Below are 25,208 nucleotides of genomic sequence, written 5' to 3'. Positions count from 1 at the left end.
ATGAAAAAAGGTTTTACTTTACTAGAACTTGTAGTTGTGATAGTTATCACAGGCGCTTTAACTTATATGGGGACCGAAATAGCACTAAATATATATAAAAACTATTTACAAAGTAGAGCTATAAATACTCTTGAAACACAGACAGAGATAGTTCTTGAGCAAATTTCAAAAAGACTGGCCATTAGAGTCAAAGGATCTTCTATAGGAAGAAAAAAGAACTCTTATGAAGATTTCATATCACTTCAAGACCCGAGCTTAAATCAAGATTATAATATCTTGGAATGGATTAGCTACAGCTATGAAAGTTTTCAAAATGGCGGCTGGAGCGGTTTTGCCGATCTAAAAAATACGATAACCTCAAGGACAGGGGTTTCAGAGGGTACAATACTAACACCTCAAAGTAATTTAGGACTTGCAAATAACGACATATCAGATCTAACAAACAAAAAGGCGACTTTAAAAAATAGCAAAGTTGGCGTTATATTTAAAGGAATACCTACAGATGTTAAAACATCATTCGGATTTGACGGCTCAAATACAGCTGATTCTATAGCTATCGTTAAAGATGCGCTTGACGATATAACCTTAAAAATAGACTTTCCTCAAGGAAATAAAATATCAGAACAATATTATCTCCTTCATACGGCGTATGCCGTAGTGCCTTCAAATCCATCCGAGAATGGAGATTTTGATTTAATGCTACACTACAACTATAGACCATGGATTGCAGGCGAAAAGTATAATAGCACTGAAACATCAAAGCAAATATTGGCAACAAATGTTACGAGATTTAACTTCACTAGCGTAGATGGCATGGTGGTTCTAAAGCTCTGCATAAGAGATGCGGGAAAATCTTTAAATAAAGATGAAGCAGAAGTTACGGTATGTAAAACAAAGGCGATATATTAATGAGAAAAGCATTTAGTTTGGTTACTGCAATATTTTTCATGGTTTTGGTTGCTACTATTGCAACTTTTGCATTAAATTTGTCTGCTACTACAGCAAAGCATACAACTGATATATTCTTAAGAGAGCAAGCGGAGCTTTTAGCGCAAGGAGCAACCGAGATGGCAGTAAAAAATTTGTTGTCTATGGAGATAGGCTCTAGCGGCGGTACAAAAAAATGTCCAACATCAAATGATACTTTAAGAAGGATAGTAGATACTAATCTTACAACAAGTGATGGAAAAACTTTATTCAATGCAACCGTTGACGTAGTTGATTTTATAGGTCAGATAGACGGTTGCGGTACAGCCATATCGACTCCTACGTCAGTAGGCACGGTTGTCTTGGATACAACAGTAATTTTAAATCCAAATTTTAACATTCCAGTTAGATTCCACAGACGCACTATCCAAAAGCTTTAATATGCTATAATAGACGCACATTAATGCAAAGGAGCTATGATGAATACAAGCATCACAGGAAAACAATTTGAACTAACCGATCCGATCAAAAGCTACATCCAAAACGCTTTTGATTCGCTCAACAAATACAATTTAGATATTATTTCGGGACGTTGCGTCGTTTCGGCTGATGAAAAAAACGGCAAAAAAGGTTTTAGCGTAGAATTTGCTATAAATTTGGCTAGAAAAGACACTATAGTTATTCGCCAAAAAGACAAGGATTTATACGCAGCGGTTGATCTTGCGATAGATCGCGCATCAAAGGTGCTTCGCAGAGAGCATGATAAGAACGTAACCGTTAAAAACAAAGACGACGGCAAAGCTATAAGGGCAACCATAGCCGATGAGCCTAGCGACGAAGATATAGATGAGGTTATTCCTATGGAGCTTGAGCTATATAAGCCGCTTGAGATAGAAGAAGCTCTAGCAAAGCTTAAAGATAGCGACATGCAGTTTTACGTATTTAACGATATAGATGCCAAAATGAGAGTTTTATACAAACGCTCAGACGGCAAATTCGGACTTTATTAAAATTTAGGGGCAGCCTTTGCCCCATCATTCTATTTACTTAAATTTATCTTTAATCTATTAAAAAACCGAGATAAACCAAACTATTAGCTAATTTAAGCGGTTCAAATTTCACCATCAAAATTTGAAGTTAATTTTATCTTCCTTGTTTTTTCCTGACTTGAGTTATACTTTCGCCTCCAAGCCCGTAATTATCCATTTCGATTTCATCTATTATTACTACCGTTGAAGCCTTGTTTCTTCCTAAAATTTCAGCCACAAGCTCAGTTACTCCCGATATCAATCTTTGCTTTTGCTCTGTAGTTACGGGCTCTTTTTCTTTTGTGATTTTGATATTTACAAACGGCATTTTCAACTCCTTGTAGTTATAAATTTCATGCTAAAATCCATCTTGCAGCAAACAGACATCAAATTTTAGCGCTTTAGACAACGTTCTTAAAAATTTATTTATGCCAATTTCTCTAAACGATTTTTTGCCGCAGCCGTTAAATTCTCTTCAAATTCATAGTATTCAAACGTCGCTCCATGCTGAAACACTCCGCCTAATATATCTCCGCTTTGACGATTTTTAAGATCTATCTGTGCTATCTCAAATCCATCAAGCGTGGCACAAAATTCACGCAGTCTCTCAGGCGGATTTTTAAGCTTAGTAAAGAGAAAGCAAAAGCCCTCTCCGCCCTGCCTACCAACCCTGCCTCGTAGCTGATGAAGCGTGGCAAGCCCTAGCCTTTCAGCCCCAACTACGACTATCGTACTAAGCCTAGGCAAAGAAATTCCCACCTCAACAACCGTAGTTGAAAGCAAGATATCTCCACTCTGTCTAAATTCACGTAAAATTTGCTCTTTTTGCCTGTCTTTACCGTGGGTTATAAATACATTTTTAAAATTTTTAAGCCAAAAATCCTGCGCCTCGCTTAAGCTTTGATAGCTTGAACTTTCGCTTGTTTCCACTAGAGGATATACTATGATTACTTGCTTATTTTTTGCAATTTCTTGCCTGATATGATTTAAAAGCCGTTCAAAGTCCGCACTTTGTAAAATTTGCGAATGTATAGTTTTTTTAAACGGCATCTGCTTTAAAAAGCTAAATTCCACAAACGAGCTTTGTATCATACTAAGAGTACGCGGTATGGGTGTGGCTGAAAACTGAATTACATGAGCGTAGTTTTGCCCGTCGCGCACCAGTTGATTTATCTTCTCGCGCTGGTTTGAACCGAAGCGATGCTGCTCATCTATCATAACGACAGGCGATTTGACAAGCTCGTTATAAAGAAGCACATGCGTGCCTATTATCAAATTTACGCCTTCAAATTCAAGCTCTTTTTCACCGCTTTTTACAAGCTTGATATTCATAAATTCAGGCAACAACCTCACCGCTTCATCGTAAATTTGCTCGGCAAGTATAGAAGTAGGAGTCATCACAATTGCAGCTTTAGGATATACGCTTAAAGCAGTAGCAAGGATAACTATAGTCTTGCCGCTTCCCACATCGCCCATAACAACTCGCCTTTTTGCCTTATCGCCGCTAAGATCAAGCCTGATATCGGCTATGGCGTTTTTTTGATCATCGGTAAGCTGAAACGGCAAGGATGCTACCCAAGAGCTTATATCAAAAGTTTCTACTTTCTCGCTTGCAAAATCGGTTTTTTTAGCACTTAGCTTTCTTAGATAGTTATAAATCTCAACAAATTTTAAAATTTCAAGCCCGTGCGAGCCTTTGTCTAAATTTTCAAGCAAATGCGCGCTATTATGATCGCTTTTGTGCAGATCGCTTAAGAATTTGGCTTCACTCTCGTTAAGTCCTTCGGCAAGCAAATTTTCTATAGTTACATATCTGCTTGTAAGCTCTTTAAATCTATCGTCACGCAGGCTTAGTTTGTATTTAGGGATTATCTCGTTTATTTTTGTGATTATCTTTGGATTTGTTATCTGCCAAGAGCCAAAAGCAAAGGAGCATTTGCCGTTTATATAAATTTGCTTGCCTGTTTTAAATGCTCCAAAATGCCAAGACTTGGCATTAAATATAATGATTTTAACGTTTTGCCCCCAGCTCTCGCACCATGCTAAGACATGCAAGATCCCGCTTTGCTTATATGAGTTTTTTATCACCACTTCGATGCTCACGTTACCGTCTTTTGGGCTTTGGGTTATAGTCGTGTCATCAAAGCTCTTTGGAATTTTAAGAGAAAGATCAAGTAGCGTAAATACGCCTATTTTGTTTAAAATTTCCTTGTCGCTGGGTTTAAATTTCATTATAAAGCACGGCAAAACTTAGCTTGGTTATCTCATCGTGAGAAGCTATAAATTCGTTAAGCTCGCTAAGTTTTAGCTTAGAAATTTTATCAAGCTCATCTTTAAACGAGCCGATCTTAAAGCCGTTATAAACCTCACCTTGAGCGATATTTAACCTGTTAAAAAGCGTCTCTTGGCGAAGCGGTTGAGACCCCAGCAAAAATCTCTTAGCTTGAGCTAATTCGCGCGCCGTAACGCCCTTTTTGACAAATTTATCAAATTCGTCCTTCACTACTGATATCGCCTCGTCCTTACTCTCGTTTTTGGTTTGAAGATAACCTGAAATTTGAGAGTAGCTTAGCATAAATCCGCTTCTTGCGTAAGCTGAATACGCAAGTCCTCGTTTAACTCTAATTTCCTCCATAAGCCTAGCGCCAAAGCCACTCTCGCCTAGTATAAAACTAGCCACTTTAGCCTTAAATCTTTCATCTATACCCACTTCAAAAGGAGCGCCGAAGTATATATAAGCCTGTTGGCTTGGCTTAATGATAAATTTTTGACTCATCTTTTGGCTAGTTTGCAGCTTCTTTAGCTCTCGCGCCTTGCCGTCGCTTAAACCGCTTAAAATTTGCTCTAGTTTTAGCTCGTTAAGATCTACATCTCCGCCAAAAACTACCATCAAATTAGCCAAATCAAGATGAGAGCTTATAAAATCTTTAATCTCTTTAAGCGTGATTTTAGACACGCTCTCTTTAGTGCCTATCGACCCTCTTGCAAATGAAGTGTTTGGATACAAAAGCTCGTTTAAAGCAGACCGCGCTACATAATCAAAGTCGCTTTCATTGCTTAAAATTTCGCCTATTACTAGCTTTTTTAGTTTATCAAGGATATACTCGCTAAAATTTGGATCTTTTAAAAGCTCGGATAATTTTAAGTATGCAAACTCAAAATGCTCTTTTAGGCAGCTTAGATCGATATTTAGCGTTTCAAATCCTGTTTGTGCATGAAGCGATATGGCACGCATCTCAAGCTCTTTTGCAAAAGCATTTGAGCCTTTTTTAAGAGTGCCTTCGTTTAAAAGTCTTGCGCTTAAATTTGCAAGTCCCGCAAGCTTACCGTCCTCATAGCTTCCCGCCACTTTAAAAACAAGCTTTAAAGACACTACAGGCAAAGCCTTTGAGCTTTCAAAGATAACCGGAATTTGAGTGTTTTTAACTTTTAAATTTACAACTTTCATTAGTAAAATTTCTCCAATATATCGTAATTTGTATTGCGTTTTGCAGGTTTTTCGCCCACATCGCGTATTAAATTTATCATCTCGTCCTGATTCATTCTATATGCCGCACCTGCTGCTTTTACGACATTTTCTTCCATCATGGTTGAGCCTAGATCGTTTGCGCCAAAGAGCAGTGCAAGCTGTCCTATATAGCTTCCTTGCGTTACCCAGCTGCTTTGGATGTTTTTAAAATTATCCAAAAAGAGCCTTGAAACGGCAAGTAGTCGCAAGTAGCGATTTGATGATTGTTTTTGTATTTCCGGTCTCTCGGCGGCTAATTTGGTATTTAGACCCTGAAAACTCCATAATATAAACGCCCTAAAGCCTCCGGTAAGATCCTGTAAATCCCTAATATGCTGCCAATGCTCAACTATCTCGCGAGTCGTCTCAACCGTACCAAACATCATGGTAGCGGTTGATTTTACGCCGATCTCATGAGCTTCTTTATGAACCCTTAGCCAAGTTTCTGTGTCGCATTTTTTAGGCGCTATGATATCTCTAACCCTATCGCTTAGCACCTCAGCACCGGCTCCCGGAATAGAATAAAGCCCTTTTGCCTTTAGACGAGCTAAAACTTCGCGAGTTGAAATTTTGGAAATTCTTGCGATATAGTCAATTTCAATCGCAGAAAAACCGTGAATAGTGATCTGTGGATAAGTTTTACTGATCCACTCGACTAAGTTTTCATACCAGTCGATCTTAAGCTTAGGATGAACGCCGCCTTGAAAGAGAATTTGCGTACCGCCTATGGCTATTAGCTCCTCTATCTTTTGCCCGATTTCTTCAAAGCTTAGCACGTAAGCATCTTCTTCTTTTGCATGGCGATAAAATGCGCAAAATTTGCAATCAACCCAGCAAACGTTCGTATAATTTATGTTTCTATCGACGATAAAAGTTGTGATTTTTTCAGGATGAAGCTCTCGCTTTTTGGCTAGCGCCATAGCCCCAAGCTCGTTAAGCTCGGCATTTTCTATCAAATTTATAGCTTCATCTACACTAAGTCTTGCCAAAATTTTCCTTTGTTTAAATTTGCAAAAGTATATCTAAAAATAATTATATATATGCTAAAATGCGCACTTTAAATTGAATTTAACAAAGGAGTTAATCATGAAAAAACTAGCTATCATAGCTACAATGGCACTGTTTTTTGCAGGATGCGCACAAGACAAGCCAAAACCTACGGCAAACCAGATGCAAGATGGATGTCCACATCATCAAATGCATCATAAAGACGGCAAATCCTGTGGTCACTCTTGCGAGCAAGGCTGTGCTCATCACGGCGGTCATGGACATCATCACGGTCATCACCACCATTAATATAAAATTTGAGTGCGCTAAAAGCACTCAAATTTCGCTTTAATCGTTTTTTAGTATGACTTTATTTCCTTTTGTGCCGACTACTTGGACTTTCTGTCCATCTTTTAAATCACCGTCATAGCTCCAAAGAGTACCTTTAAAATATACCATTCCTTCTTTTATCTCGCCCTCTCCGCTCTCGTTTAAAAAGTCATCTTTTACCTCATCTTTTGAGCTATAAAACCTCTCTTTCATAGGTTTTTTAAGCAGGATTAAAAGCCCAACGGAGATAAGCGAAGCGAGTAAAATTTGAACATGCCATGAAAAATCTATAAAAAATCCTAAAATTCCGACAGCTAAAAATCCAAGCCCAAAAAATAGAAGAAAAAACGATCCCACAAGCAACTCTGCAACCACCAAAAGCATACCAAAAGCCAAAACAAGATACGGAGGTATCATTTCTGCTCCTTATTTTGCTTTATTTGATATAAAATCCTTTAGAACGCTTAGCGAACCTATAAGCTCGGTAGCCTCATAAGGGACTAAAATTTTATCATTGGCGCTGTTTTTAGCCAGCTCATTAAATGCCGCAACTCTATCTCTGGCAAGCAAAAATTCAGCCGCATTTTTATTCTGAGCCATACTCTCGTTTATCATATCCATCGCGTCTTTTTGACCTTGAGCTATGGCGATTTGCTCGTATTTTTTAGCATCCGCCATTCTTTCGATAGCTTCAGCTTGAAGCACTTTTTCTTGTTTTAAAGCCTCTGCGTTGCGTATCAAAGCCTCTTTTTCAGCTTGAGCCTTAAGCTCGATGGCTCGCTTTTCACGCTCGGCTTTCATCTGCATATTCATAGCCGCTTCAATGCCCGCAGGAACCGAAATTTCAGAAATTTCAACGCGCATAATCTTTACGCCCCAGTTGCTGGCAGCATCGCCAAGAGCCACTTGAAGAGCCGAATTTAATCTGTCGCGAGAGCTTAACGTATCATCAAGATTCATAGCGCCTATCTCGCCGCGCAGGGTCGTCATAGCCAAATTTGCGATAGCTTTTTTATAGCTATCTACGTTATAAAGCGCCATTTTTCCGTCGGTTACTTTTAAAAATACGATTCCGTCAACGGAGATATTGACGTTATCCTTAGTGATAACTTGCTGCTTAAGTATATCCACAAGCTGTTCTCTTACCGTTATAACCGCGCGAATTTGATCTATAAAAGGTATTATAAGGTGAAATCCGCCATCTAAAATTTTATGAAATTTACCAAGCCTCTCGATAATCATAATATCAGATTGAGAGACGATTTTGATACCTGCTTTTAAAAACAAAAACGCTAAAACAGCTACCACTAGCCCAAACACCATAAATTCGCTATACATCTTAGCTCCTTTTTGAAATTTATCAAATTATAACACATATCAATTTAAAGGGCGGCAATGCAAACTTATAAACAAATTTGTTATATAATTGCTAACTTTAATCAAGCTATAAAGGCAAAAAATGAAAAATTTTATATTTTTGGGTGCGGCTTTGATTTTATTTAGCGGTTGCGCCTCGCAAAATTTAAGCAAACAAGATTGTGGTATCAAAGAAACTATGCCAGCCTGTAGCGTTATCGCAGACGTAGCTGGAGTGTATGAGGCTAATATCTTATGCGCCGACTGCAAAGTAGCCGTTAGCACGCTAGAGCTTTTTAAAAGCGGAAATTTTATGCTTGAAACCGTCATTCATAAAAAAAGCTCTCAAAGAACCCTTGAAAACGGAACATACACTATAAAAGGCACCGAAGTAACTCTCGTAAATCAATACAAAGAAAAGACGGTTTACAAATTTGACGGAAAAAATTTAACCAAGCTTGAAAACAAAGATAGCTTCATAAAAGAGGTTTTCGGACAAAATTTGATATATAAACCCTTAAAGTAGGTTTTTAAACAAGATTTATTTACGATTTTAAAGCTTCTAAATGCCTCTTTAAAGACTTGGTTTAATATCTTTTAATAATAAAAAGTTGTATAATCGTTTAAAATAATAACTTTAAGTAGGCTTTTTGATGAGAATTTACATAAATGCTTTACTGTCGATTTTAGTAGCCGTCATCTTCATAGGGTGTACTCCCAAAAGCACTCCTGAGCCAATCGTAACACCTGATATAAATACAACCCAAGAGGTGATCAAACCAAAGCCTAAGCCAAAACCAAAGCCTAAGCCAAAACCAAAGCCCGAAATAAAACAAGAAGAGGTCAAAAAAGAGCTTAGCCAAGAAGATTACTATAATAAAATTTTCATCAAAAGAGACATATCGGCAAACTCTCAAAGTATAGTTTTTACACATTATAAAGACGAAACAAGAGTTGTTGTGTATTCAGATAGCCTAACCGATGAAGGTAGGCAAAAATGCAAATTTGACGAAGCGGTAAATTTCAAAGACGGAAAATTTTATTATGAAAAAGATGGAGTCAAAGCTGCATTTTCTCTTCTGATAGAAGATGGGATTTTAAGCGTTACGACTAGCGGTAAAAAAGTAAATTTATGCAAAAATGGCACCTTTCACGGGATATATAAAGAAAATAAAAAATCCAAAAATATAATCGCCAAATACTCATTTACAAAATTTAGCAAAGACGCCAAACTTGAAGATATCCTAAAAGAGTATCCACAAGATCGCATCAAAAAAGGTGCGGGGTATCCCGATAAAAAAGGCGACGAAACATTTGAATACTATGTGCTTGATTCTAAATTCGAGCCTCTGTTTTACATCATAACCACGGCAGACGACAAGATACTTGAAATTCACGTCATATCGCCGATTTACAAAACTCCGCAAGGACTATCCACAGCCTCTACGCTAAAAGATATCTTTAAACAGCTTGAAGTAACGAAGATATCCTCAAAAGAGGATAAGATATTTATGGAGGTCAAAATACTTGGCGTGAAATTTGAATTTGACGGCTCAAATTTGATAGGCAAAAAACAACACAGCATAGATACTTTAAGCATTGACAGTCCCGTTTCTAAGATCATAGTGCTGTGGGATAAATAAGTTTGAATAAATTTATATCGCTTTTAAAGAGAGAGCGAATTTTTGCAAGGCTCTCTCTTATTCAACTCATTTGTTATTTTGGAGTTTGGTTTTCTCATACGGGAGTTTTTACGCTTCTTATAAAGCTTGACGCACCCGTTTGGGCGATAACTCTAGCCGCAGCTACGGCGTTTTTGCCCGGAGTCGTGCTAGCTCCTTTTAGCGGCGTTATTGTAGATAAATTTAACCCAAAACCCATGCTTGTATCTCTTATCGTGATTGAAGCGGTAACTGTTTTTATCCTGATTTTTATCAACTCTCTTGATATGCTTTGGTTGCTTTTTATCATCATTTTTGTCCGATCGGCGGCAGGCGGGACATACTTTCAGGTCGAGATGAGTATGTTTCCTAAAATTTTAAGCAAAAGCGATCTAAAACTAGCTAACGAAATTCACGCTCTGATATTTTCTATCTCCTACACCTCAGGCATGGGACTTGCGGGAATTTATATACACTTTTTCGGGATCAAAAGCGCATTTTTTCTTGATTGCGCTCTATACGTATTTGCTCTATTTTTGCTTTTAAAGCTAGATATAAAAAATATGGCGAAAAATAAAGGCGAAAAAGCTTTGCATATGCTTAAAGAGGGGCTTGGCTACATAAAGCAAAATCCTCTTGTGATGCATCTAATCATCTTACACGGCATCGTAGGAGTTACTTCATACGATGCTCTTGTGGCGCTTTTAGCCGATTATCAATACAAAGAGCTGCTTTCAGCTTCGCTTGTCATAGGATTTATAAATGCGGCTAGATCTATTGCGCTTTTGATAGGTCCGATACTTCTTAGCAAATTTGTAAATACAAAGACCTTATTTTATATCTACATCGGTCACGGCATAGGCGTTTGTATATGGGGAATTTTGCAGTTTAACTTCTATCTTGGCTTTTTAGGGACGATGGCGGCAGGGTTTTTTACCTCAAGCCTTTGGAGCTATACCTTTACCCTGCTTCAACAGAAATGCGACGATAGATACTACGGACGAATTATCGCCTATAACGATATGGTTTATCTTGGCATAGGAGCGCTAACTTCAGCCGGCATAGGATTGCTATTTAAGCTAGGTCTTACGCTATGGGGCATTACTATCATCATGGGATGTATGTTTTTCCTAGGCGCTATCTACTGGAGCGCGGTTTATAAGCGATATAAAGAGATATTGGATTAAGCCTTGACGTAATACGAAGCTCCGCTGATTATGATTTTCTTATAAAGCGAAGTGTAAGGCACCAAATCCGCATGTCCGGTATAAAGCCTACCGTCATCATTTAAGATTTTATGAAATCTCTCGATAGTCTTTAGTTTATAATCTTCATCAAAATATATCATCATATTTCTTGAAAATATCACGTCAAATTTACCGAGCTTAAAGAGTGAATCGTCAAAGATATTTACCACGCTAAATTCGCTTCTTGGCAAAAGCTCTTTTTTAATCTTAAATCTATCATCAACTTTATCAAAATATATATTTTTTTGATTATCGTTTAGTCTATGAAGCGAGCGTTCGGAGTAAGTAGCCTCGCGGCATTTGTCAATCGCTTCGGAGTTTATATCTATGCCGACTATCGAAATTTCAGACAAATTTAGCAAATTCGAATTAGCCAAAATTCCAAGTGAATAGACCTCCTCTCCCGTTGAACAGGGTGCGCAAAGTATGCGCGTAAATCCACGCTCTTTAGCATAATAAATCGCGGCTTGAAGCTGAGCTAACTCTCTATAAAAATAAGTTTCGTTGATAGTGATTAGATTTAGCACCTCTTGCCTTAAAACACGATCAACTATAATCCTCGTGCTTAAAAGCTCAAAAGTCTCGATCGAGTGAGCCTGAGCGAAATTTGCCACGCGTTGTTTTATAGTCTCTTTTTTACTCTCCAGATCAACACCGCAGATGCTTTTAATGTTTTGGATAAACTTATCAAGCCCTTTCATATCGCTAGGCAGAGGGGTTGCTTTAGACTCTTGCAAATTATCCGAAGGCGAAACTTTCTTAAATTTATCAAAAAACACTCACAAACCTCTCTAGCTCCGCTCTTATCTCGCTGATAGAAAGCGATCTTAAATTTGAATTTATCTCTTTAGCCCGTTTTGGCATACCATATACTATCGCGCTTGCTTCGCTTTCGGCTATGCAAGTTGCGCCGGCTTTATATAGCTCATTTAGTCCTTTTGCACCGTCATCTCCGATACCCGTTAAGAGTATAGCCATCACATCGCAAAATTTACAAGCCTGCACGGCGGATTCAAAGAGCAAATTTACATTCGGATTATAAGTAGTCTCCTTGCCTTTTGCGCAAACGGCTGCACTAAGCGGTTGGGTAGGCAAAATTTCGGAGTTCTTTTCGCATATATAAATTTTATTTTTTAGCTGCGTTTTGCCTTCAAGCTTTAGCACATCGGCACTGCACTCTTTATCAAACTGAGTTATAAAACTCGGTATAAACATAAGGCTCATGTGCTGAGCTATGACTACACTTGCGCTGCCGATATCTAAATTTTGAAAAAGCTTTTTAAGGTGTCCGGGACCCCCCGTAGACGCTCCTATCAATACTAACTTCTGTTTCACTTTCAGCCAACTTATTTTTAATTTTGCGCATTATATCTTAAAAACGCAATATATTTAAATTTAATTTATTTTTTATTCGTCATTTTATATAAAAAGCTAAAAATTTCAGCCACCGCCTTATACAAATTCGGCGGAATCTCCTCATTTATATCCACTTTGCTTAAAAGCTCGACAAGATCGGCGTCCTCTTTAATAGGTATATCATGCTCTTTGGCTAAATTTATGATATTTTTAGCCACCTCCCCGGAGCCGCTTGCAAGCACTTTTGGAGCGTTATCTTTGGCTTTATTATAACCAAGAGCGACAGCTTTTTTTGTTTTTATCTTAGCCAAACAAGCTCCTAAATTTTCTTATCAAAGCCCATATCAAGCCCGTCAAATCCCGTATAAGCGGAATTTGCCAAAAGCTTTGGCAACGTTTTTAGACTAAAATTTGATACTATCAGACCCTGATCGCTTATAGCCTTTTTAAGCTCTTTCGTGCCGCTTAAAATCAGCTCTTTAAACTCATCTTTTTGCGTAGCTATTGATATATCAAGATATTTGTTTTCGCTTAATCCTACCATTATATTTATGGCGCCGAATTTTTGAAAATTTAGATCGATTTGTGCGTAATGCTTTTGCTTTTTACCGCGCTTAAAGGATATATTTCCTCCATCAACTCCGTCCCAGACATAAGGAAGATAGGTTTGAAGTCCGCCGGCTACGCTTGAGACGAGTTGATTTATCTCGATTTGCGCAAGCAGTTTTGAGCTTAGTTGATTGATTTGAGAGTTTGGTTCGCTTTTATTTTGGATATTTAAAAGCGTGCTTTTTACATCGTTTTGAAGCGTTTTTATAGTATCTTCTGTAATCTTTGGCTTTATTAGTTCGATATCTTTTTGAGCTAAATTTTGTTGTTTAAAGAGATTTGAAATTTCATCAAGTCCGCTCTTAGCGTCAAATCCCGCCTTATCAGCCAGTATTAGAGCTTGATTTAGCCTTTTAGCAACGGTTTTTAGCATATCTTGAAGGCTTAAATTTTCGCTTGCGTTTGAACGATTTAAAATTTGCTCTCCGAAGGAATTTATCAAATTTGACTGCTTTAGAGTGCTTTCAACGGAATTTTCAAGCTCGTTTACGGCGCTTAAAAGCTCTTTTAAATTTGAGCTATAAATTTTGCTTTGCGCTAACTTTTCACCCGCTATATTTGGGAGTTTTTCTTTTAAATTTATTAAAATTTCAGAGATTTTTAAAAGCTTGGTTTTTACACTCTCCTCGCTTAAAGCAAGTCCTTTTTGATTCATTAAATTTGCCTGCTTATCTAAAAATTTAGCCATATTTTCAAGCTTAGAGCTTTGCGTTAGAAGATGCTTTATATTTGAAGAATTAAGAATTTCTTTATTTTGCGCTTTAGCACTGTTTAAAATTTCAGAAAGTTTATTAAAACTTGCGTTTGTGCTTAAAGTATCGTCCTTTGCAAGAGTTAAAATTTCATTTAAAAGCTTTGGATTAGAAAGATTTTTTATATCTCCTAATAGCTTATTTATAGAGCTTGGAAGCGTGTTTTTATTTACAAGGAGATCTTTTAAATTTGCTTCAAGCATGACGCCTGAGCTTTTTATCTGCTCGTTAAGCAAAGAGCCCTTAAGCTCGCCAATAGGCTTTAAAAACGCTTTTAGCTTCTGCGCAAGCTCTTTTAGTTCCGGGTTTTGCTCGGCTAGAGCTATAAGATTTTTAAGATCTTTAGCCAAATTCGGCGACACTTGCAGGCTCTTAGCCTGATTTGTGATCTCTGCGAGTTTTGCTTCGCTAGGATTTGATTTTAGCTCGTTTAACAAGCGATTTACAAGTCTATCAAGATCTTGCAAGCCTTTTTGGGCGATTACTTCGCTTTGAGTTTGATTTGAAGGGCTTGGCTGATTTTTAAAAAGCGAGCCGACACCCTTTGTGTCACTATTTTTATTAAGGGGTCTATTTTCTACCCCTGCGCCTTTTGTGATTAAATTTTTAGTTATTTCCATACCGATAAATCGCCGAAATTCGATTTTATTTTAGCTGTTTGCCATAGTGCCTGGACTATGCTCAAAGCTCTTGCGATATTTTTCGGGAACCGTTTTTTGAGTAAGGGCAAATAGTATCAAAAGCGTTAAAAGCACGACATAAACCCACATAAACCCGCTAGCTCCGTAAAAACTCATAACCACACCCATAATAACAGGCGAAAACAGCGAGCCGATAGAATAGCTAAAAAGTATCGCGCGCCCTACTTCGATCGATTTTGATTTATGCACGAGCATATCGTTTGCTCTGGCAAGCGCAAGAGCATATAGGCAAAACACGCCCGAGCCCAAGAAAAACGACAATACGTATTGTAAATTTATACTCAAATCAAATTTCACAAAAATAATCGCAGCCGCAAGAGAGACAAGAGAGCATCCGATGATAACGGGCCTTCTACCGAATTTATCTGAAATTCCGCCTATGATACCGTGCGCGATAAATCCTCCCGCCATCGCAATCGTCATAAAAAACGACACCTCTTTAGGACTAAATCCTTGAAGCAAGATATAAACGCTAGCCATAGAAAAAAACCCATTTACAAGCACTCCCGCTACTATGCTCGTGATCAAGGCAAGCGGCACGAGAGCGAAAATTTTAGGTATGCTTATGTTTTTACGCTCAGGTATCGGAGGCTCTTTTATGCGAACTAAATTTAAAGGTATGCTTGATATAAGGATAAAAGCCGCACTTATCAAAAAAATCTCGGACGAGCTAAGATCAAGACTAAGCACTAAAATTCCAAGTCCGAAACAGACGTAAAATACGATCTCGTAAAAAGCTATCACGCGTGAGCGAACTTCGTTTCTCGCTCTTTCGTTAAGCCAGCTTTCAACTATCATCAAGATAGAGTAATAACAAAATCCAAGACAGCCCCTTAGTAGCGACCAAAAGTATAAATTTGAGCTTAGCTCATGAAACATCGCGGCAATGCCAAAAAGCGATGAAAATATCGCAAAACTTCTGATATGTCCTACTTTTGAAACGATCTTGTGCGACATTATGGTGCTAAGCATAGCTCCTATGAAAAACGCGGCTATTACAAGGCCTGTCGCAAGCTCGCCTGCGCCCATTCTTTTAAGCTCTATACCCGCCGAACTTATCACAAGACCGTTTCCGATAAACAAAAACGAAATGCCGACAAACAGCGGCCCCATCGTCTTTATCGTCCTTTTACTACTAATCGCCACGAACAATCACTCCATACACCAAAGCTCCTATGGGCATAACCCCAAGAGCAAGCAAAAATGCCGTCATATCAAAAACTTCGTTTCTGTTTAACGCCAAAAATCCGACCACCAAAAACGCATAAGCCATAAGTCTAAAAGGCACAAATGCAGTTTGCAAATTCTCAAATTTTATATTTTTTTTAGCAAGCCGCTTTTCTCTTTTTAAAAGCTCTTTTGCGCTTAAATTTTCTAAATTTTCCTCTTTTTTATCTGCTTTAGAAGGATTGTGAGAACCCAAATTTGAACCTTCATCAACCTCGCTAGCTTGATTTGCCCTAAATTCTTTCGCCTTAGCTTCAAATTTAGCTTTTAAGTCATCTTGCGAACTCTCGCCCCAAATTTCATCTTCATCATCGTCTTGCAAGGTAAGCCTAGCCTCTTCCACTTTTGAAAGGACGCGATTTTTATAGCTTCTAAAACTTGCCAGCAGTATTAAAATCGAGCCAAAAAATGCAACTTGCGAACTAAAAAACCAGCTTTTACCCATAAAAAACGAGCTTATCAAAAGCAAAATTTCAAATCCGCCATAAACGACAAAAAGCCTTTTATCAATGAGCACTACCCATCTTCCTCGTCGTCTTTATCGCTCTTTGCGCGCTTAAATTTACTCTCATCCTTTAACTCTTCAAAGCTCTTCATCTGCTTATCATAGGCTTTTTTTACATTTAAAACGGCAGCTGCGATACCAAGGGCAAATCCCGCAAAAAGCGCCCAAGTCCAGCCTGTTTCTTTCATCACCCAAAATCCAAGTCCTGCGCCTATTGCAAGCGCTACGACTATGGAAATTCCAAGGCTTAACTGCTCGGCTCCCTTTACGACCTCGCCTATTTTCAGTTTAGCCATTTTTTATCTCTTTAAAAGCCTCATTAGCCATATCTACGGCAAATTTGATCTCATCTTCGCTCATCACCGAGCAGATAAATCCCGTCTCAAACTGACTAGGAGCAAGATAAATGCCCCGATTTAGCATAGCTCTGTGAAATTTGGCATACATTTTCGTATCGCTCTTTAGCGCATCATCGTAGTTTTTAACCTCGTCTTTTGTAAAGAAAAAGCCAAACATAGAGCCGCGAGTGCAAATTTGCAGATCTATGCCGTTTTTATCGGCAGCCTCTTTAAAGCCCTCAACAAGCATCTTGGCAAGTAAGCCGAGCCTATCATAGAGCTTTTCGTCTTTGTAAATTTTGCTAATAGAAGCAATACCTGCAGCCATAGCAACAGGATTTCCGCTTAGCGTGCCCGCTTGATAAACGGCGCCGTCAGGGCTTAAGCAGTCCATTATCTCGGCCTTCCCGCCAAATGCAGCCGCACTCATTCCCCCGCCTATAACTTTACCGAAAGTTACCATATCGGCTTTTATTTTATTAAACTCAAACGATCCGTGCTTGCTTGCTCTAAAGCCGCTCATCACCTCATCAAAGATAAGCACCGCCTTATACTCATCACAAAGCGCCCTAAGACCTTTTAAAAACTCATTGCAAGCAGGCACAAGCCCCATATTTCCGGCTATCGGCTCGATTATCACCGCTCCTATTTGCGCACCGCTTTTAAATATCGCTTCAACGCTTGCAAGGTCGTTATATTTTGCCAAGTAAGTATTTTTTACCACATCCTCAGGAACTCCCGAGCTTGAAGCGTTTCCATAAGTGGTAGCGCCGCTTCCCGCCTTAACCAAAAGCGCATCGCTATGACCGTGATAGCAGCCTTCAAATTTTATGAGACCATCTTTTTTACTGTATCCTCTTGCAACTCTTATTGCGCTCATCGTAGCTTCCGTGCCTGAGCTTACGAAACGAATTTTTTCTACATTTTCAAACTCATCGCAAATAAGCTTAGCAAGTTTCGTCTCAAGCTCACAAGGCGCGCCAAAGCTAAGTCCTCTTTTAGCAGTTTCTATAACTGCATTTTCTATATCCTTATCACAGTGTCCAAATATAAGCGGTCCCCAGCTTTGAATAAAGTCAAGATAGCGATTTCCCTCTACATCCACAAGATAAGCGCCCTTGCCGTAACTTACCATAAATGGCTCGCCGCCAACGCTACCAAATGCTCGAACGGGCGAATTTACGCCACCTGGAATATAGCTCTTTGCCTCTTTGAAAGCCTCTTTATTTGTCATCTTTTTTGTCCTTATCATCATTGAAATTTTTTACGTATTCGTATAATAAAAGCGTCTCTTCATCTGTTAAAAAATAGCTTGGCATAACGTCTTTTGGGCGCTTTAAAGCTTCGCTAAATTTCCAAAAATCAAGGTTGTTGATACGAGGAGCTTTTAGTTCTGCATCAACCATTTCGTTTTTCTTTTTGTCAAAGTGCTTAAATTTAGCTATGAGCGCACCTTCGCCTTTTTTGCCGTGGCACTTATCGCATCCTATGCCGCGCGGGTTTGAGTAAAGCATCTTGGCGTATTCGTTTTTGGTTATAAAATCGCTTGCAAAAACGCAGTTAAAAAGCAAGATCGGCAGAATAAATTTTCTCATACGCCCTTTTCGTTTTTTGTAAAATTTAATATAAAATTAGCTATGATACAATCTTTGTGATTAAAACAGCATAAAGGATTGGTTATGATTTTGCTAGACGGAAAAGCCGTAAGCGCAAAGATGAAAGAAAGAGTTAAAAACGAAGCCGTGAAGCTCAAAAATTTAGGCGTTGAGCCTGCTCTTGCGGTGATACTAGTCGGAGAGGACAAGGCAAGCCAAACATACGTCGCCTCAAAAGAAAAAGCCTGCCACGCTTGCGAGATCAAATCCATCATGCACAAGCTACCCGAACAAACAACTCAAAGCGAGCTTTTAGCACTAATAGATCTTTTAAATTTAGACGATAGCATAGACGGGATTTTAGTCCAGCTTCCGCTTCCAAAGCACATCAATACGGATAAAATTTTAGAAACCATAAGCCCAAACAAAGACGTAGACGGCTTTCACGCGATAAACGTCGGCAAACTTTCAAGCGGACTTGACGGATTTGTGCCTTGCACACCGCTTGGCATAATGGAAATTTTAAAAGAGTACGACATAGATGTAAGCGGCAAAAACGCCTGCGTAATCGGAAGAAGCAATATCGTAGGCAAACCTATGGCAAATTTGCTACTAAACGCAAGCGCAACGGTTACCGTAACTCATAGCAAAACTAAAAATTTAAAAGAAATTTGCAAAAGTGCAGACATCCTCGTAGCTGCGATAGGAAAGCCGTTTTTTGTAACCGAAGATATGGTAAAAGATGGTGCTATCGTGATAGATGTGGGCATAAACCGACTTGATGACGGAAGACTTGTAGGTGATGTGGATTTTGATAAAGTAGCTTCAAAATGCTCTTACATCACGCCGGTTCCCGGCGGAGTGGGTCCGATGACGATTGCCATGCTGCTTTCAAACACCATAAAATCAGCCAAAAACAGAGTAAAAAAGGCGTAAATTTTGAAAAAGGCATTTAATAAATTTTTAGATTTCTCAAACAGCTGGACAGGCACTGTCGTAATCGTCCTGCTTATAATATTTTTCGTTGCGCAAGCCTTTGTTATCCCTTCAGGCTCTATGAAACACACGCTTTTGATAGGCGATCATCTATTTGTCAAGAAATTTAGCTACGGAGTGCCGACACCTCGCATTCCTTGGCTTGAAGTTAAGGTGCTGCCTGATTTTAGAGGCAACGGACACCTTATAAACGGAGAAGGTCCAAAGCGCGGCGATATCGTGGTCTTTAGATATCCGCACAACGAAAAAATCCACTACGTAAAAAGAAATTTCGCACTCGGTGGCGATGAAGTTGTATTTAGCGAGAAGCAGATGTTTCTTCGTCCGCACGAAGGAGATGAGTTTATCAAAGCAAACTACCCAAGCGAAAAAATCGTAAATTTTGCAGGCAAAAATTTCGTAAAAGAGCCTTATGATTTTCCGGGAATTCAATACGACGAGAAGATAAATCTCTTTGAACAAGCCTTATACTACTTAAACGCAGGCAAATTTGCCATGCAACCTGTGATAATAGATAATTTGCCAAAGGTAAACGAACTTCCATTTAATGCGTTTTATTTCAAAGTGCCCGATGAGGAGTACTTCATGGTGGGCGATAACCGCGACCACTCAAACGACAGTCGTTTTTGGGGAAGCGTTGCGTATAAAGATATAGTCGGTAAGCCGTGGTTCATCTACTTCTCGCTTGATGATGATTATAAGATCAGATGGAACCGTATAGGAAGGCTGATAGACACTATACAAAACGAGCCTGAATTTGCTAAAACCGCAAGAGATGAGAGGCATGATGACGGCGACAGGATCGAGTAAAATTTCATTCTCGCAAAATTTAAAGGAATTTGATAGTGAGCGCGCTTGAAAATATCGACATAGTAGAGATAGCAACTCTAGTCGTAGCTCTAACCATGGCTATCGTGGGGCATGAGATAGCTCACGGATTTGTAGCGTATAAATTTGGCGACACAACAGCCAAAAATCAAAACAGACTTAGTATAAATCCGATAAGACACGTAGATCCGCTTGGCACCATCATAGTGCCTGCACTTTTGTATCTAAGCACGGGATTTGTGATCGGCTGGGCAAAGCCGGTGCCCGTAAATACCTACACCGTCATAAGAAACGGCGGATACAAGGCTGCTATTTTGGTCTCTTTAGCAGGGATCATATATAACTTCATCCTTGCGATTTTAGCCTTTTTTGCTATCAAAAGCGGCTTTGTGCCGTCTATTTTGATACAGTTTTTCTTTATGCTGATGGCCGTAAATTTGATCTTAGGGATGTTTAATCTCTACCCTATCCCTCCGCTTGACGGCTCAAAAGCGCTTGAGTATCTATTTAGGATGTTAAATTTACAAAGCGTGGCAAATTTACTGTCAAGCGCACAAAAATACGGCATGATAGTGCTCGTTATCATTGTGATCTCGCCTATCAGCCAACAAGTATTTTATCCCATAAGATATGTATTCGCTCTGTTTAGAAATATGCTTTAGGGCTTAAATTTTCTCCTAAATTTGCTCTAAATTCGGCAGCAAAATCTTTCTTTAATCCTACATTTGCTATAATCAGACATTTTTAAATCACGGAAAATTTATGAATATCGATAAAATTTTTATAGCAAGCGATCATGCAGGTTTTGAGCTTAAAGAGGAGATAAAAGCGTTTTTAAAAACGCTAAATTTTGACGCAATCGACCTTGGCACAAACGACGCCGTTACAAGTGTCGATTATCCGGACTTTGCAAATTTGATGGCCAAAAATATCCGCCAAGCAGAAGAATACGGCATACTTATATGCGGAACGGGCATAGGTATATCAATCGCGGCAAACAGACATAAAAATCTCCGTTGCGCACTATGTCACGATACCTACACCGCTACTATGGCGCGCGAACACAATAACGCAAACGTGCTTTGCTTTGGTGCAAGAACGACAAATTCAGAGGACGCAAAGCAGATGGTTAAGACCTTTTTCTCGACCGAATTTGCAGGCGGAAGACACGCAAGAAGAGTTGATAAACTAAGCTGTTGCGAGGCAAAAAATGATCTCTGATTGGCTAGTCTTAACATTTTTAATCTGCATCTGCATCTACCTTGCCGTTATGGTATTTTACTTTAAAACACTACTTAAAAAAGAGCGCTCCACAAAAGACTTCATGAAAGGAAATTTGCAAGACACCGAAGTAGTTATAAGAAAGCTTCAGGTGCAGCTTCAAAGAAGCCTTGGAAATATCGACATCCTAACCGATGAGCTAAACAAAGTAAAAAACGACGCAAACGCTCTTCGCACAAGAAATTCTCAATACAGACTGGAAAACGAAAAACTCAGGCAGCGCATACGTGAGCTTGAGGGCAAAATCGAAGCATTATTATAAATTCAAGGAATGATATGAAAGAACTAACTCCACAACAAAGAAAATTTTTATTAGACTCTATTCGTTGCGTTAATGACTTCCCAAAGCCGGGTATCGTATTTCGCGATATAACGACACTTTTAAACAACAAAGAGGCTTTTGATCTGCTTATGGATCACTTGGTTGAGAGATACAAAGAGCTTGATATAGATTTTATCGCAGGAATCGAATCTCGCGGATTTATCTTCGGCGCTGCGCTTGCAGCTAGGCTAAGAGTGCCTTTCGTGCCGATAAGAAAGCCTAAAAAACTTCCATACATAACTATTTCTCAAAAATACTCTCTTGAATACGGAGTTGATGAGATAGAAATTCACATAGACGCTTTTGGCAACAAAAAGGGTGCAAGAGTTCTTTTAATAGATGATCTTATAGCAACGGGAGGAACTGCAAAAGCCTCAGTTGAGCTTATCAATCAAACTGATGCCAAATGCGTTGAGGCTTGCTTTTTGATAGATTTAAAAGAGCTTAAAGGAAGTGAAATTTTAAAACCGCTTACTAAAATTTATAGCATTTTAGAGGTTTGAAATGGAAGAATTCCTAATCGAACTTCTTGCCAAATACGGCTACATCGTGCTGTTTTTATGGTGCATGATGGAAGGTGAGATGGCTCTTATAATGGGCGGAATTCTGGCACACTCGGGACACATGGATCTGCCTCTAGCGATATTTATCGCGGGGCTTGGCGGTTTTGCGGGCGATCAGGTATATTTTTATCTAGGCAGATACAACAAAAGATACATAGCCAAAAAGCTGGCAAAGCAGCGGCGAAAATTCGCTATAGCGCACATCTTGCTTAAAAAATACGGCTGGCCTATCATCTTCATACAGCGCTATATGTACGGTTTTCGCGTTATCATTCCGATGAGCATAGGCATAACAAGATACAGCGCAAAAAAATACGCATTTATAAATTTGATAAGCGCGTGGTGCTGGGCGGCTATCACGATAATACCTGCTTGGTATCTGGGCGAGGAAATTTTAATCATGCTAAAGCATGCCAAAGAACACTGGTATATAGCAATCCCTATTGTGCTTGGATTTTTGGGCACTCTGCTTTACGGATTTAAGAGGATTGAGGATAAAATTTTAAAAGAAAGAAAGGTAAGAAAAAATGAAATTCAACATAATCAATAAACCTATCGACAAGATAAAGGCTGATTTGGAGCTGATTTTTGTCGTGGATAAAAATTTAAAGCATAAATTTATAAAAGACGACAAAAGCTTTAAATTTAGCAACTACAAAGGCGATAGCCCCCTACTTCTAATAGAAAATGCAAGACTTTATCTGCCGCTAGCCAAACTTGAATTTGAGGAATTTAGACTAGCTGCGGCAAAAGCCTATAACGCCGTCAAAGTGCTAAACGTCAAAAAACTCAAGCTTGCAAGCTATCTTGGCGAATGCACCAAAATGAGCTTTCAAAGCTTGGTCGAGGGCTTTGTGCTGGGAGCTTACGAATTTAACAAATACAAAGAGAAAAAAGAATCTTACGCGCTAGATGAGATCATCTTTAGCTCGGAGGAATTTAACGGCAAAGAAGTTGATATATCAAAAGCCCAACTTGGTATCAAGCACGGTGAAATAATGGCAAATGCGGCAAATTTCACAAAAGATATCGTAAATGAAATTCCTGAAATTTACACTCCGGTAAAAATGGCTGAAGATGCGCAAATTCTAGCTAAAAATTTAAAAAACGTAACATGCAAAATTTACGACGAAAAATTCCTAAAAAAAGAGAATATGAACGCATTTTTAGCCGTAAATCGCGCAAGCGTGCATCCTCCTCGCCTCATACATCTTGTCTATAAGCCAAAATCTCCTAAAAAGAAGATCGTATTTGTAGGCAAAGGCTTAACATACGATAGCGGTGGACTTAGCTTAAAGCCTGCTGATTATATGCTTACGATGAAAGCCGATAAAGGCGGAGCGGCGGCGGCGCTTGGTATCATTAAGGGAGCAAGCGAACTTGAGCTGCCTTTTGAAATTCACGCTGTTTGCGGAGCGACTGAAAATATGATAGGAGGAAACGCCTACAAACCTGATGATGTACTGATCTCACGCTCAGGAGTAAGCATAGAGGTAAGAAACACTGACGCAGAGGGCCGCTTGGTGCTGGCTGACTGCCTAAGCTGGGCGCAAGAGCTAAAGCCTGATATCTTAATCGATATGGCGACACTTACGGGCGCTTGCGTAGTGGGTCTTGGCGAATACACCATAGGGCTTATGGGAAATAACGAGGAGCTAAAGAGCGAGCTTAAGACAAAAAGCGCAAAAAGCGGAGAATTTGCTTCCATCTTAGAATTTAACCGCTTTTTAAAAGAGCTTGTAAAAAGCCAGATAGCAGACGTTAGCAACACCGCTTCAAGCAGATACGGCGGAGCTATCACGGCAGGCATATTCCTTGATAAATTCATAAAAGAAGAGTTTAAAGATAAATGGATTCATCAAGATATCGCAGGTCCTGCATATACCGAAAAAGCGTGGGGATACAACCAATCAGGCGCAACGGGCGCGGGCGTAAGAATGAATTTATACTACCTTAACGCACTTGCAAAGGAGCTGTAATGGGTCTTGGAGTAGGTATAGTAGGACTTCCAAACGTCGGCAAATCAACTACTTTTAACGCTCTTACAAAGGCGCAAAACGCAGAAAGCGCAAACTACCCGTTTTGCACGATCGAACCAAACAAGGCCGTCGTGCCAGTGCCTGATAAGAGATTAAACGAGTTGGCTAAAATCGTAAATCCAAATAAAATTCAGTATTCTACTATCGATTTTGTCGATATCGCAGGACTTGTTAAAGGCGCAAGCTCGGGCGAAGGACTTGGAAATAAATTTCTTTCAAACATCCGCGAAACCGAAGTCATACTTCATATTGTGCGCTGCTTTGAGGATGAAAACATCACTCACGTAGAAGGCGGCGTAGATCCGGTGAGAGATGTGGAAATCATAGAAACCGAGCTAATCCTAGCCGATATCGAGCAACTAAATAAAAAAATCGAACGCCTGAATAAAGATGCAAAAGCCAATCAAAAAGGTGCAAAAGAAGCGCTTGAAATAGCAACCAAGCTTTTAGCCCACCTAAATGAGGGCAAGAGCGCAAGTAGCTTTGAAGACAGAGAAGAAGAGGCGTTTGTATCCTTAAATAAAGAACTAAGGCTACTTAGCGCAAAAGAAGTAATATATGGCGCAAATGTCGACGAGGAAGGCATAAGCGAAGATAATGAGTATGTAAAAAAACTTCGCGAATTTGCCGCTCGTTCAGGGCATGAGGTGATAAAACTATGCGCCAAGATAGAAGAGGAGCTTGTAGGGCTAAGCGATGAAGAAGCGCATGAGTTTTTAAGCTCGCTTGGCGCAAACGAAAGCGGTCTTGAAAAGATCATTCGCACCGCTTTTGCTAAACTAAATTTGATAAGCTATTTTACTGCAGGCGTTGTCGAGGTGCGAGCATGGACGATCACAAAAGGCTGGAAGGCTCCAAAAGCCGCAAGCGTAATTCACAACGACTTTGAGCGAGGCTTTATCAGAGCAGAGGTAATCAGCTATGATGACTACATAGCTTGCAACGGCGAAACAGGCGCAAAAGAAGCCGGCAAAATGCGCCTTGAAGGCAAAGAATATGTAGTACAAGACGGCGATGTAATGCACTTTAGGTTTAATGTTTAATTTAATCAA

At 39.3% G+C, this 25,208-nt stretch carries 31 protein-coding genes; 16 read left to right on the top strand and 15 right to left on the bottom strand.

Annotated features, from left to right (window positions below):
• The 3 genes from ACHJH3_RS05315 to hpf are packed head-to-tail and all read left to right on the top strand — an operon-like array spanning window position 1 to window position 1,937.
• Window positions 1-909 carry a type II secretion system protein gene (locus ACHJH3_RS05315; protein WP_407063888.1) on the top strand — a complete coding sequence of 303 codons (909 nt, stop codon included), beginning with the start codon at window positions 1-3 and terminating at the stop codon, window positions 907-909.
• Window positions 909-1,367 (top strand): hypothetical protein, encoded by a 459-nt coding sequence (locus ACHJH3_RS05310; RefSeq protein WP_407063887.1) that lies wholly within the window; start codon window positions 909-911, stop codon window positions 1,365-1,367. Before ACHJH3_RS05315 ends, ACHJH3_RS05310 begins: the two co-directional genes overlap by 1 nt.
• A gap of 39 nt (window positions 1,368-1,406) precedes the next feature.
• The gene (gene hpf, locus ACHJH3_RS05305) at window positions 1,407-1,937 is read left to right on the top strand and encodes a ribosome hibernation-promoting factor, HPF/YfiA family (protein WP_172197586.1); all 531 of its coding nucleotides are present in this window, start codon (window positions 1,407-1,409) and stop codon (window positions 1,935-1,937) included.
• Window positions 1,938-2,070: 133 nt separating this feature from the next.
• Here the strand turns inward: hpf and ACHJH3_RS05300 are convergent, their stop codons facing one another.
• The 4 genes from ACHJH3_RS05300 to ACHJH3_RS05285 all read right to left on the bottom strand — a co-directional run bounded on the left by ACHJH3_RS05300 (window position 2,071) and on the right by ACHJH3_RS05285 (window position 6,452).
• On the bottom strand, window positions 2,071-2,283 hold the full coding sequence (locus ACHJH3_RS05300) for a 2-hydroxymuconate tautomerase family protein (RefSeq protein WP_169942444.1): 213 nt from the start codon (window positions 2,281-2,283) through the stop codon (window positions 2,071-2,073).
• A 98-nt stretch (window positions 2,284-2,381) separates the two neighbouring features.
• Window positions 2,382-4,187, bottom strand: a complete 1,806-nt coding sequence (gene recG, locus ACHJH3_RS05295) for an ATP-dependent DNA helicase RecG (protein WP_407063886.1) — start codon at window positions 4,185-4,187, stop codon at window positions 2,382-2,384.
• Window positions 4,177-5,403: a M16 family metallopeptidase gene (locus ACHJH3_RS05290; protein WP_407063885.1), complete on the bottom strand. Its 1,227-nt coding sequence runs from the start codon at window positions 5,401-5,403 to the stop codon at window positions 4,177-4,179. Before ACHJH3_RS05290 ends, recG begins: the two co-directional genes overlap by 11 nt.
• Window positions 5,403-6,452, bottom strand: a complete 1,050-nt coding sequence (locus tag ACHJH3_RS05285) for a dehypoxanthine futalosine cyclase (RefSeq protein WP_172197577.1) — start codon at window positions 6,450-6,452, stop codon at window positions 5,403-5,405. Before ACHJH3_RS05285 ends, ACHJH3_RS05290 begins: the two co-directional genes overlap by 1 nt.
• 97 nt (window positions 6,453-6,549) lie before the next feature.
• Between ACHJH3_RS05285 and ACHJH3_RS05280 the strand changes: the two genes are divergently transcribed.
• Complete coding sequence (locus tag ACHJH3_RS05280; RefSeq protein WP_407063884.1) at window positions 6,550-6,759, top strand: hypothetical protein; 210 nt, start codon at window positions 6,550-6,552, stop codon at window positions 6,757-6,759.
• A 39-nt stretch (window positions 6,760-6,798) separates the two neighbouring features.
• Here the strand turns inward: ACHJH3_RS05280 and ACHJH3_RS05275 are convergent, their stop codons facing one another.
• A complete protein-coding gene (locus ACHJH3_RS05275; RefSeq protein ID WP_407063883.1) occupies window positions 6,799-7,197 on the bottom strand; it encodes an NfeD family protein in 399 nt (132 codons plus the stop codon).
• Window positions 7,198-7,206: 9 nt separating this feature from the next.
• Entirely contained in the window at window positions 7,207-8,118 is a 912-nt protein-coding gene (locus tag ACHJH3_RS05270; protein ID WP_407063882.1) for an SPFH domain-containing protein, read from the bottom strand.
• A gap of 121 nt (window positions 8,119-8,239) precedes the next feature.
• Between ACHJH3_RS05270 and ACHJH3_RS05265 the strand changes: the two genes are divergently transcribed.
• The 3 genes from ACHJH3_RS05265 (at window position 8,240) to ACHJH3_RS05255 (ending at window position 10,984) form a co-directional block, all read left to right on the top strand.
• Entirely contained in the window at window positions 8,240-8,662 is a 423-nt protein-coding gene (locus tag ACHJH3_RS05265; protein ID WP_407063881.1) for a copper resistance protein NlpE N-terminal domain-containing protein, read from the top strand.
• A 127-nt stretch (window positions 8,663-8,789) separates the two neighbouring features.
• Complete coding sequence (locus ACHJH3_RS05260) at window positions 8,790-9,779, top strand: hypothetical protein (RefSeq protein WP_407063880.1); 990 nt, start codon at window positions 8,790-8,792, stop codon at window positions 9,777-9,779.
• A 2-nt stretch (window positions 9,780-9,781) separates the two neighbouring features.
• Window positions 9,782-10,984: an MFS transporter gene (locus ACHJH3_RS05255; RefSeq protein WP_407063879.1), complete on the top strand. Its 1,203-nt coding sequence runs from the start codon at window positions 9,782-9,784 to the stop codon at window positions 10,982-10,984.
• On the opposite strand, the gene ACHJH3_RS05250 is transcribed toward ACHJH3_RS05255, so the two are convergent.
• From ACHJH3_RS05250 to ACHJH3_RS05210, 9 genes are all read right to left on the bottom strand, one after another.
• A complete protein-coding gene (locus ACHJH3_RS05250) occupies window positions 10,981-11,745 on the bottom strand; it encodes a CheR family methyltransferase (protein WP_169942604.1) in 765 nt (254 codons plus the stop codon). The genes ACHJH3_RS05255 and ACHJH3_RS05250 overlap by 4 nt on opposite strands.
• A 67-nt stretch (window positions 11,746-11,812) precedes the next feature.
• Complete coding sequence (locus ACHJH3_RS05245; RefSeq protein WP_169942466.1) at window positions 11,813-12,379, bottom strand: CheB methylesterase domain-containing protein; 567 nt, start codon at window positions 12,377-12,379, stop codon at window positions 11,813-11,815.
• Window positions 12,380-12,444: 65 nt separating this feature from the next.
• Complete coding sequence (locus tag ACHJH3_RS05240) at window positions 12,445-12,711, bottom strand: FlhB-like flagellar biosynthesis protein (protein WP_169942468.1); 267 nt, start codon at window positions 12,709-12,711, stop codon at window positions 12,445-12,447.
• Window positions 12,712-12,719: 8 nt separating this feature from the next.
• Complete coding sequence (locus ACHJH3_RS05235; RefSeq protein WP_407063878.1) at window positions 12,720-14,381, bottom strand: flagellar hook-length control protein FliK; 1,662 nt, start codon at window positions 14,379-14,381, stop codon at window positions 12,720-12,722.
• Window positions 14,382-14,411: 30 nt separating this feature from the next.
• The gene (locus ACHJH3_RS05230) at window positions 14,412-15,602 is read right to left on the bottom strand and encodes an MFS transporter (RefSeq protein ID WP_407063994.1); all 1,191 of its coding nucleotides are present in this window, start codon (window positions 15,600-15,602) and stop codon (window positions 14,412-14,414) included.
• Window positions 15,598-16,206 carry a hypothetical protein gene (locus tag ACHJH3_RS05225; protein WP_407063877.1) on the bottom strand — a complete coding sequence of 203 codons (609 nt, stop codon included), beginning with the start codon at window positions 16,204-16,206 and terminating at the stop codon, window positions 15,598-15,600. Before ACHJH3_RS05225 ends, ACHJH3_RS05230 begins: the two co-directional genes overlap by 5 nt.
• Entirely contained in the window at window positions 16,206-16,490 is a 285-nt protein-coding gene (locus ACHJH3_RS05220; RefSeq protein ID WP_407063876.1) for an AtpZ/AtpI family protein, read from the bottom strand. Before ACHJH3_RS05220 ends, ACHJH3_RS05225 begins: the two co-directional genes overlap by 1 nt.
• Window positions 16,483-17,766: a glutamate-1-semialdehyde 2,1-aminomutase gene (gene hemL, locus ACHJH3_RS05215; RefSeq protein ID WP_407063875.1), complete on the bottom strand. Its 1,284-nt coding sequence runs from the start codon at window positions 17,764-17,766 to the stop codon at window positions 16,483-16,485. The genes ACHJH3_RS05220 and hemL overlap by 8 nt, the downstream gene beginning before the upstream one ends.
• Complete coding sequence (locus ACHJH3_RS05210) at window positions 17,756-18,127, bottom strand: c-type cytochrome (RefSeq protein WP_169942476.1); 372 nt, start codon at window positions 18,125-18,127, stop codon at window positions 17,756-17,758. Before ACHJH3_RS05210 ends, hemL begins: the two co-directional genes overlap by 11 nt.
• An 84-nt stretch (window positions 18,128-18,211) precedes the next feature.
• Between ACHJH3_RS05210 and folD the strand changes: the two genes are divergently transcribed.
• From folD to ychF, 9 genes are all read left to right on the top strand, one after another.
• Window positions 18,212-19,063 carry a bifunctional methylenetetrahydrofolate dehydrogenase/methenyltetrahydrofolate cyclohydrolase FolD gene (gene folD / locus ACHJH3_RS05205; protein ID WP_407063874.1) on the top strand — a complete coding sequence of 284 codons (852 nt, stop codon included), beginning with the start codon at window positions 18,212-18,214 and terminating at the stop codon, window positions 19,061-19,063.
• A gap of 3 nt (window positions 19,064-19,066) precedes the next feature.
• Window positions 19,067-19,933, top strand: coding sequence for a signal peptidase I (gene lepB, locus ACHJH3_RS05200; RefSeq protein ID WP_407063873.1), 867 nt, complete (start codon window positions 19,067-19,069; stop codon window positions 19,931-19,933).
• A 95-nt stretch (window positions 19,934-20,028) separates the two neighbouring features.
• The gene (locus ACHJH3_RS05195) at window positions 20,029-20,613 is read left to right on the top strand and encodes a site-2 protease family protein (RefSeq protein WP_407063993.1); all 585 of its coding nucleotides are present in this window, start codon (window positions 20,029-20,031) and stop codon (window positions 20,611-20,613) included.
• Between the two features lie 100 nt (window positions 20,614-20,713).
• On the top strand, window positions 20,714-21,172 hold the full coding sequence (gene rpiB / locus ACHJH3_RS05190) for a ribose 5-phosphate isomerase B (RefSeq protein ID WP_169942484.1): 459 nt from the start codon (window positions 20,714-20,716) through the stop codon (window positions 21,170-21,172).
• Window positions 21,162-21,494 (top strand): hypothetical protein, encoded by a 333-nt coding sequence (locus ACHJH3_RS05185; protein ID WP_169942486.1) that lies wholly within the window; start codon window positions 21,162-21,164, stop codon window positions 21,492-21,494. The genes rpiB and ACHJH3_RS05185 overlap by 11 nt, the downstream gene beginning before the upstream one ends.
• A 14-nt stretch (window positions 21,495-21,508) precedes the next feature.
• Window positions 21,509-22,057 (top strand): adenine phosphoribosyltransferase, encoded by a 549-nt coding sequence (locus tag ACHJH3_RS05180; RefSeq protein ID WP_169942487.1) that lies wholly within the window; start codon window positions 21,509-21,511, stop codon window positions 22,055-22,057.
• Between the two features lies 1 nt (window position 22,058).
• Window positions 22,059-22,667, top strand: a complete 609-nt coding sequence (locus ACHJH3_RS05175) for a DedA family protein (protein WP_172197544.1) — start codon at window positions 22,059-22,061, stop codon at window positions 22,665-22,667.
• Entirely contained in the window at window positions 22,645-24,096 is a 1,452-nt protein-coding gene (locus tag ACHJH3_RS05170) for a leucyl aminopeptidase (RefSeq protein WP_407063872.1), read from the top strand. Before ACHJH3_RS05175 ends, ACHJH3_RS05170 begins: the two co-directional genes overlap by 23 nt.
• Window positions 24,096-25,199, top strand: a complete 1,104-nt coding sequence (gene ychF / locus ACHJH3_RS05165) for a redox-regulated ATPase YchF (protein ID WP_407063871.1) — start codon at window positions 24,096-24,098, stop codon at window positions 25,197-25,199. The genes ACHJH3_RS05170 and ychF overlap by 1 nt, the downstream gene beginning before the upstream one ends.
• Window positions 25,200-25,208: the final 9 nt, after the last annotated feature.

The sequence above is a fragment of the Campylobacter canis genome (assembly GCF_045504005.1).
GTDB classification, from domain to species: domain Bacteria; phylum Campylobacterota; class Campylobacteria; order Campylobacterales; family Campylobacteraceae; genus Campylobacter_A; species Campylobacter_A canis.
The sequence above is the reverse complement of the archived record's forward strand: the minus strand, read 5'-3'. Positions and strand labels throughout refer to the sequence as shown.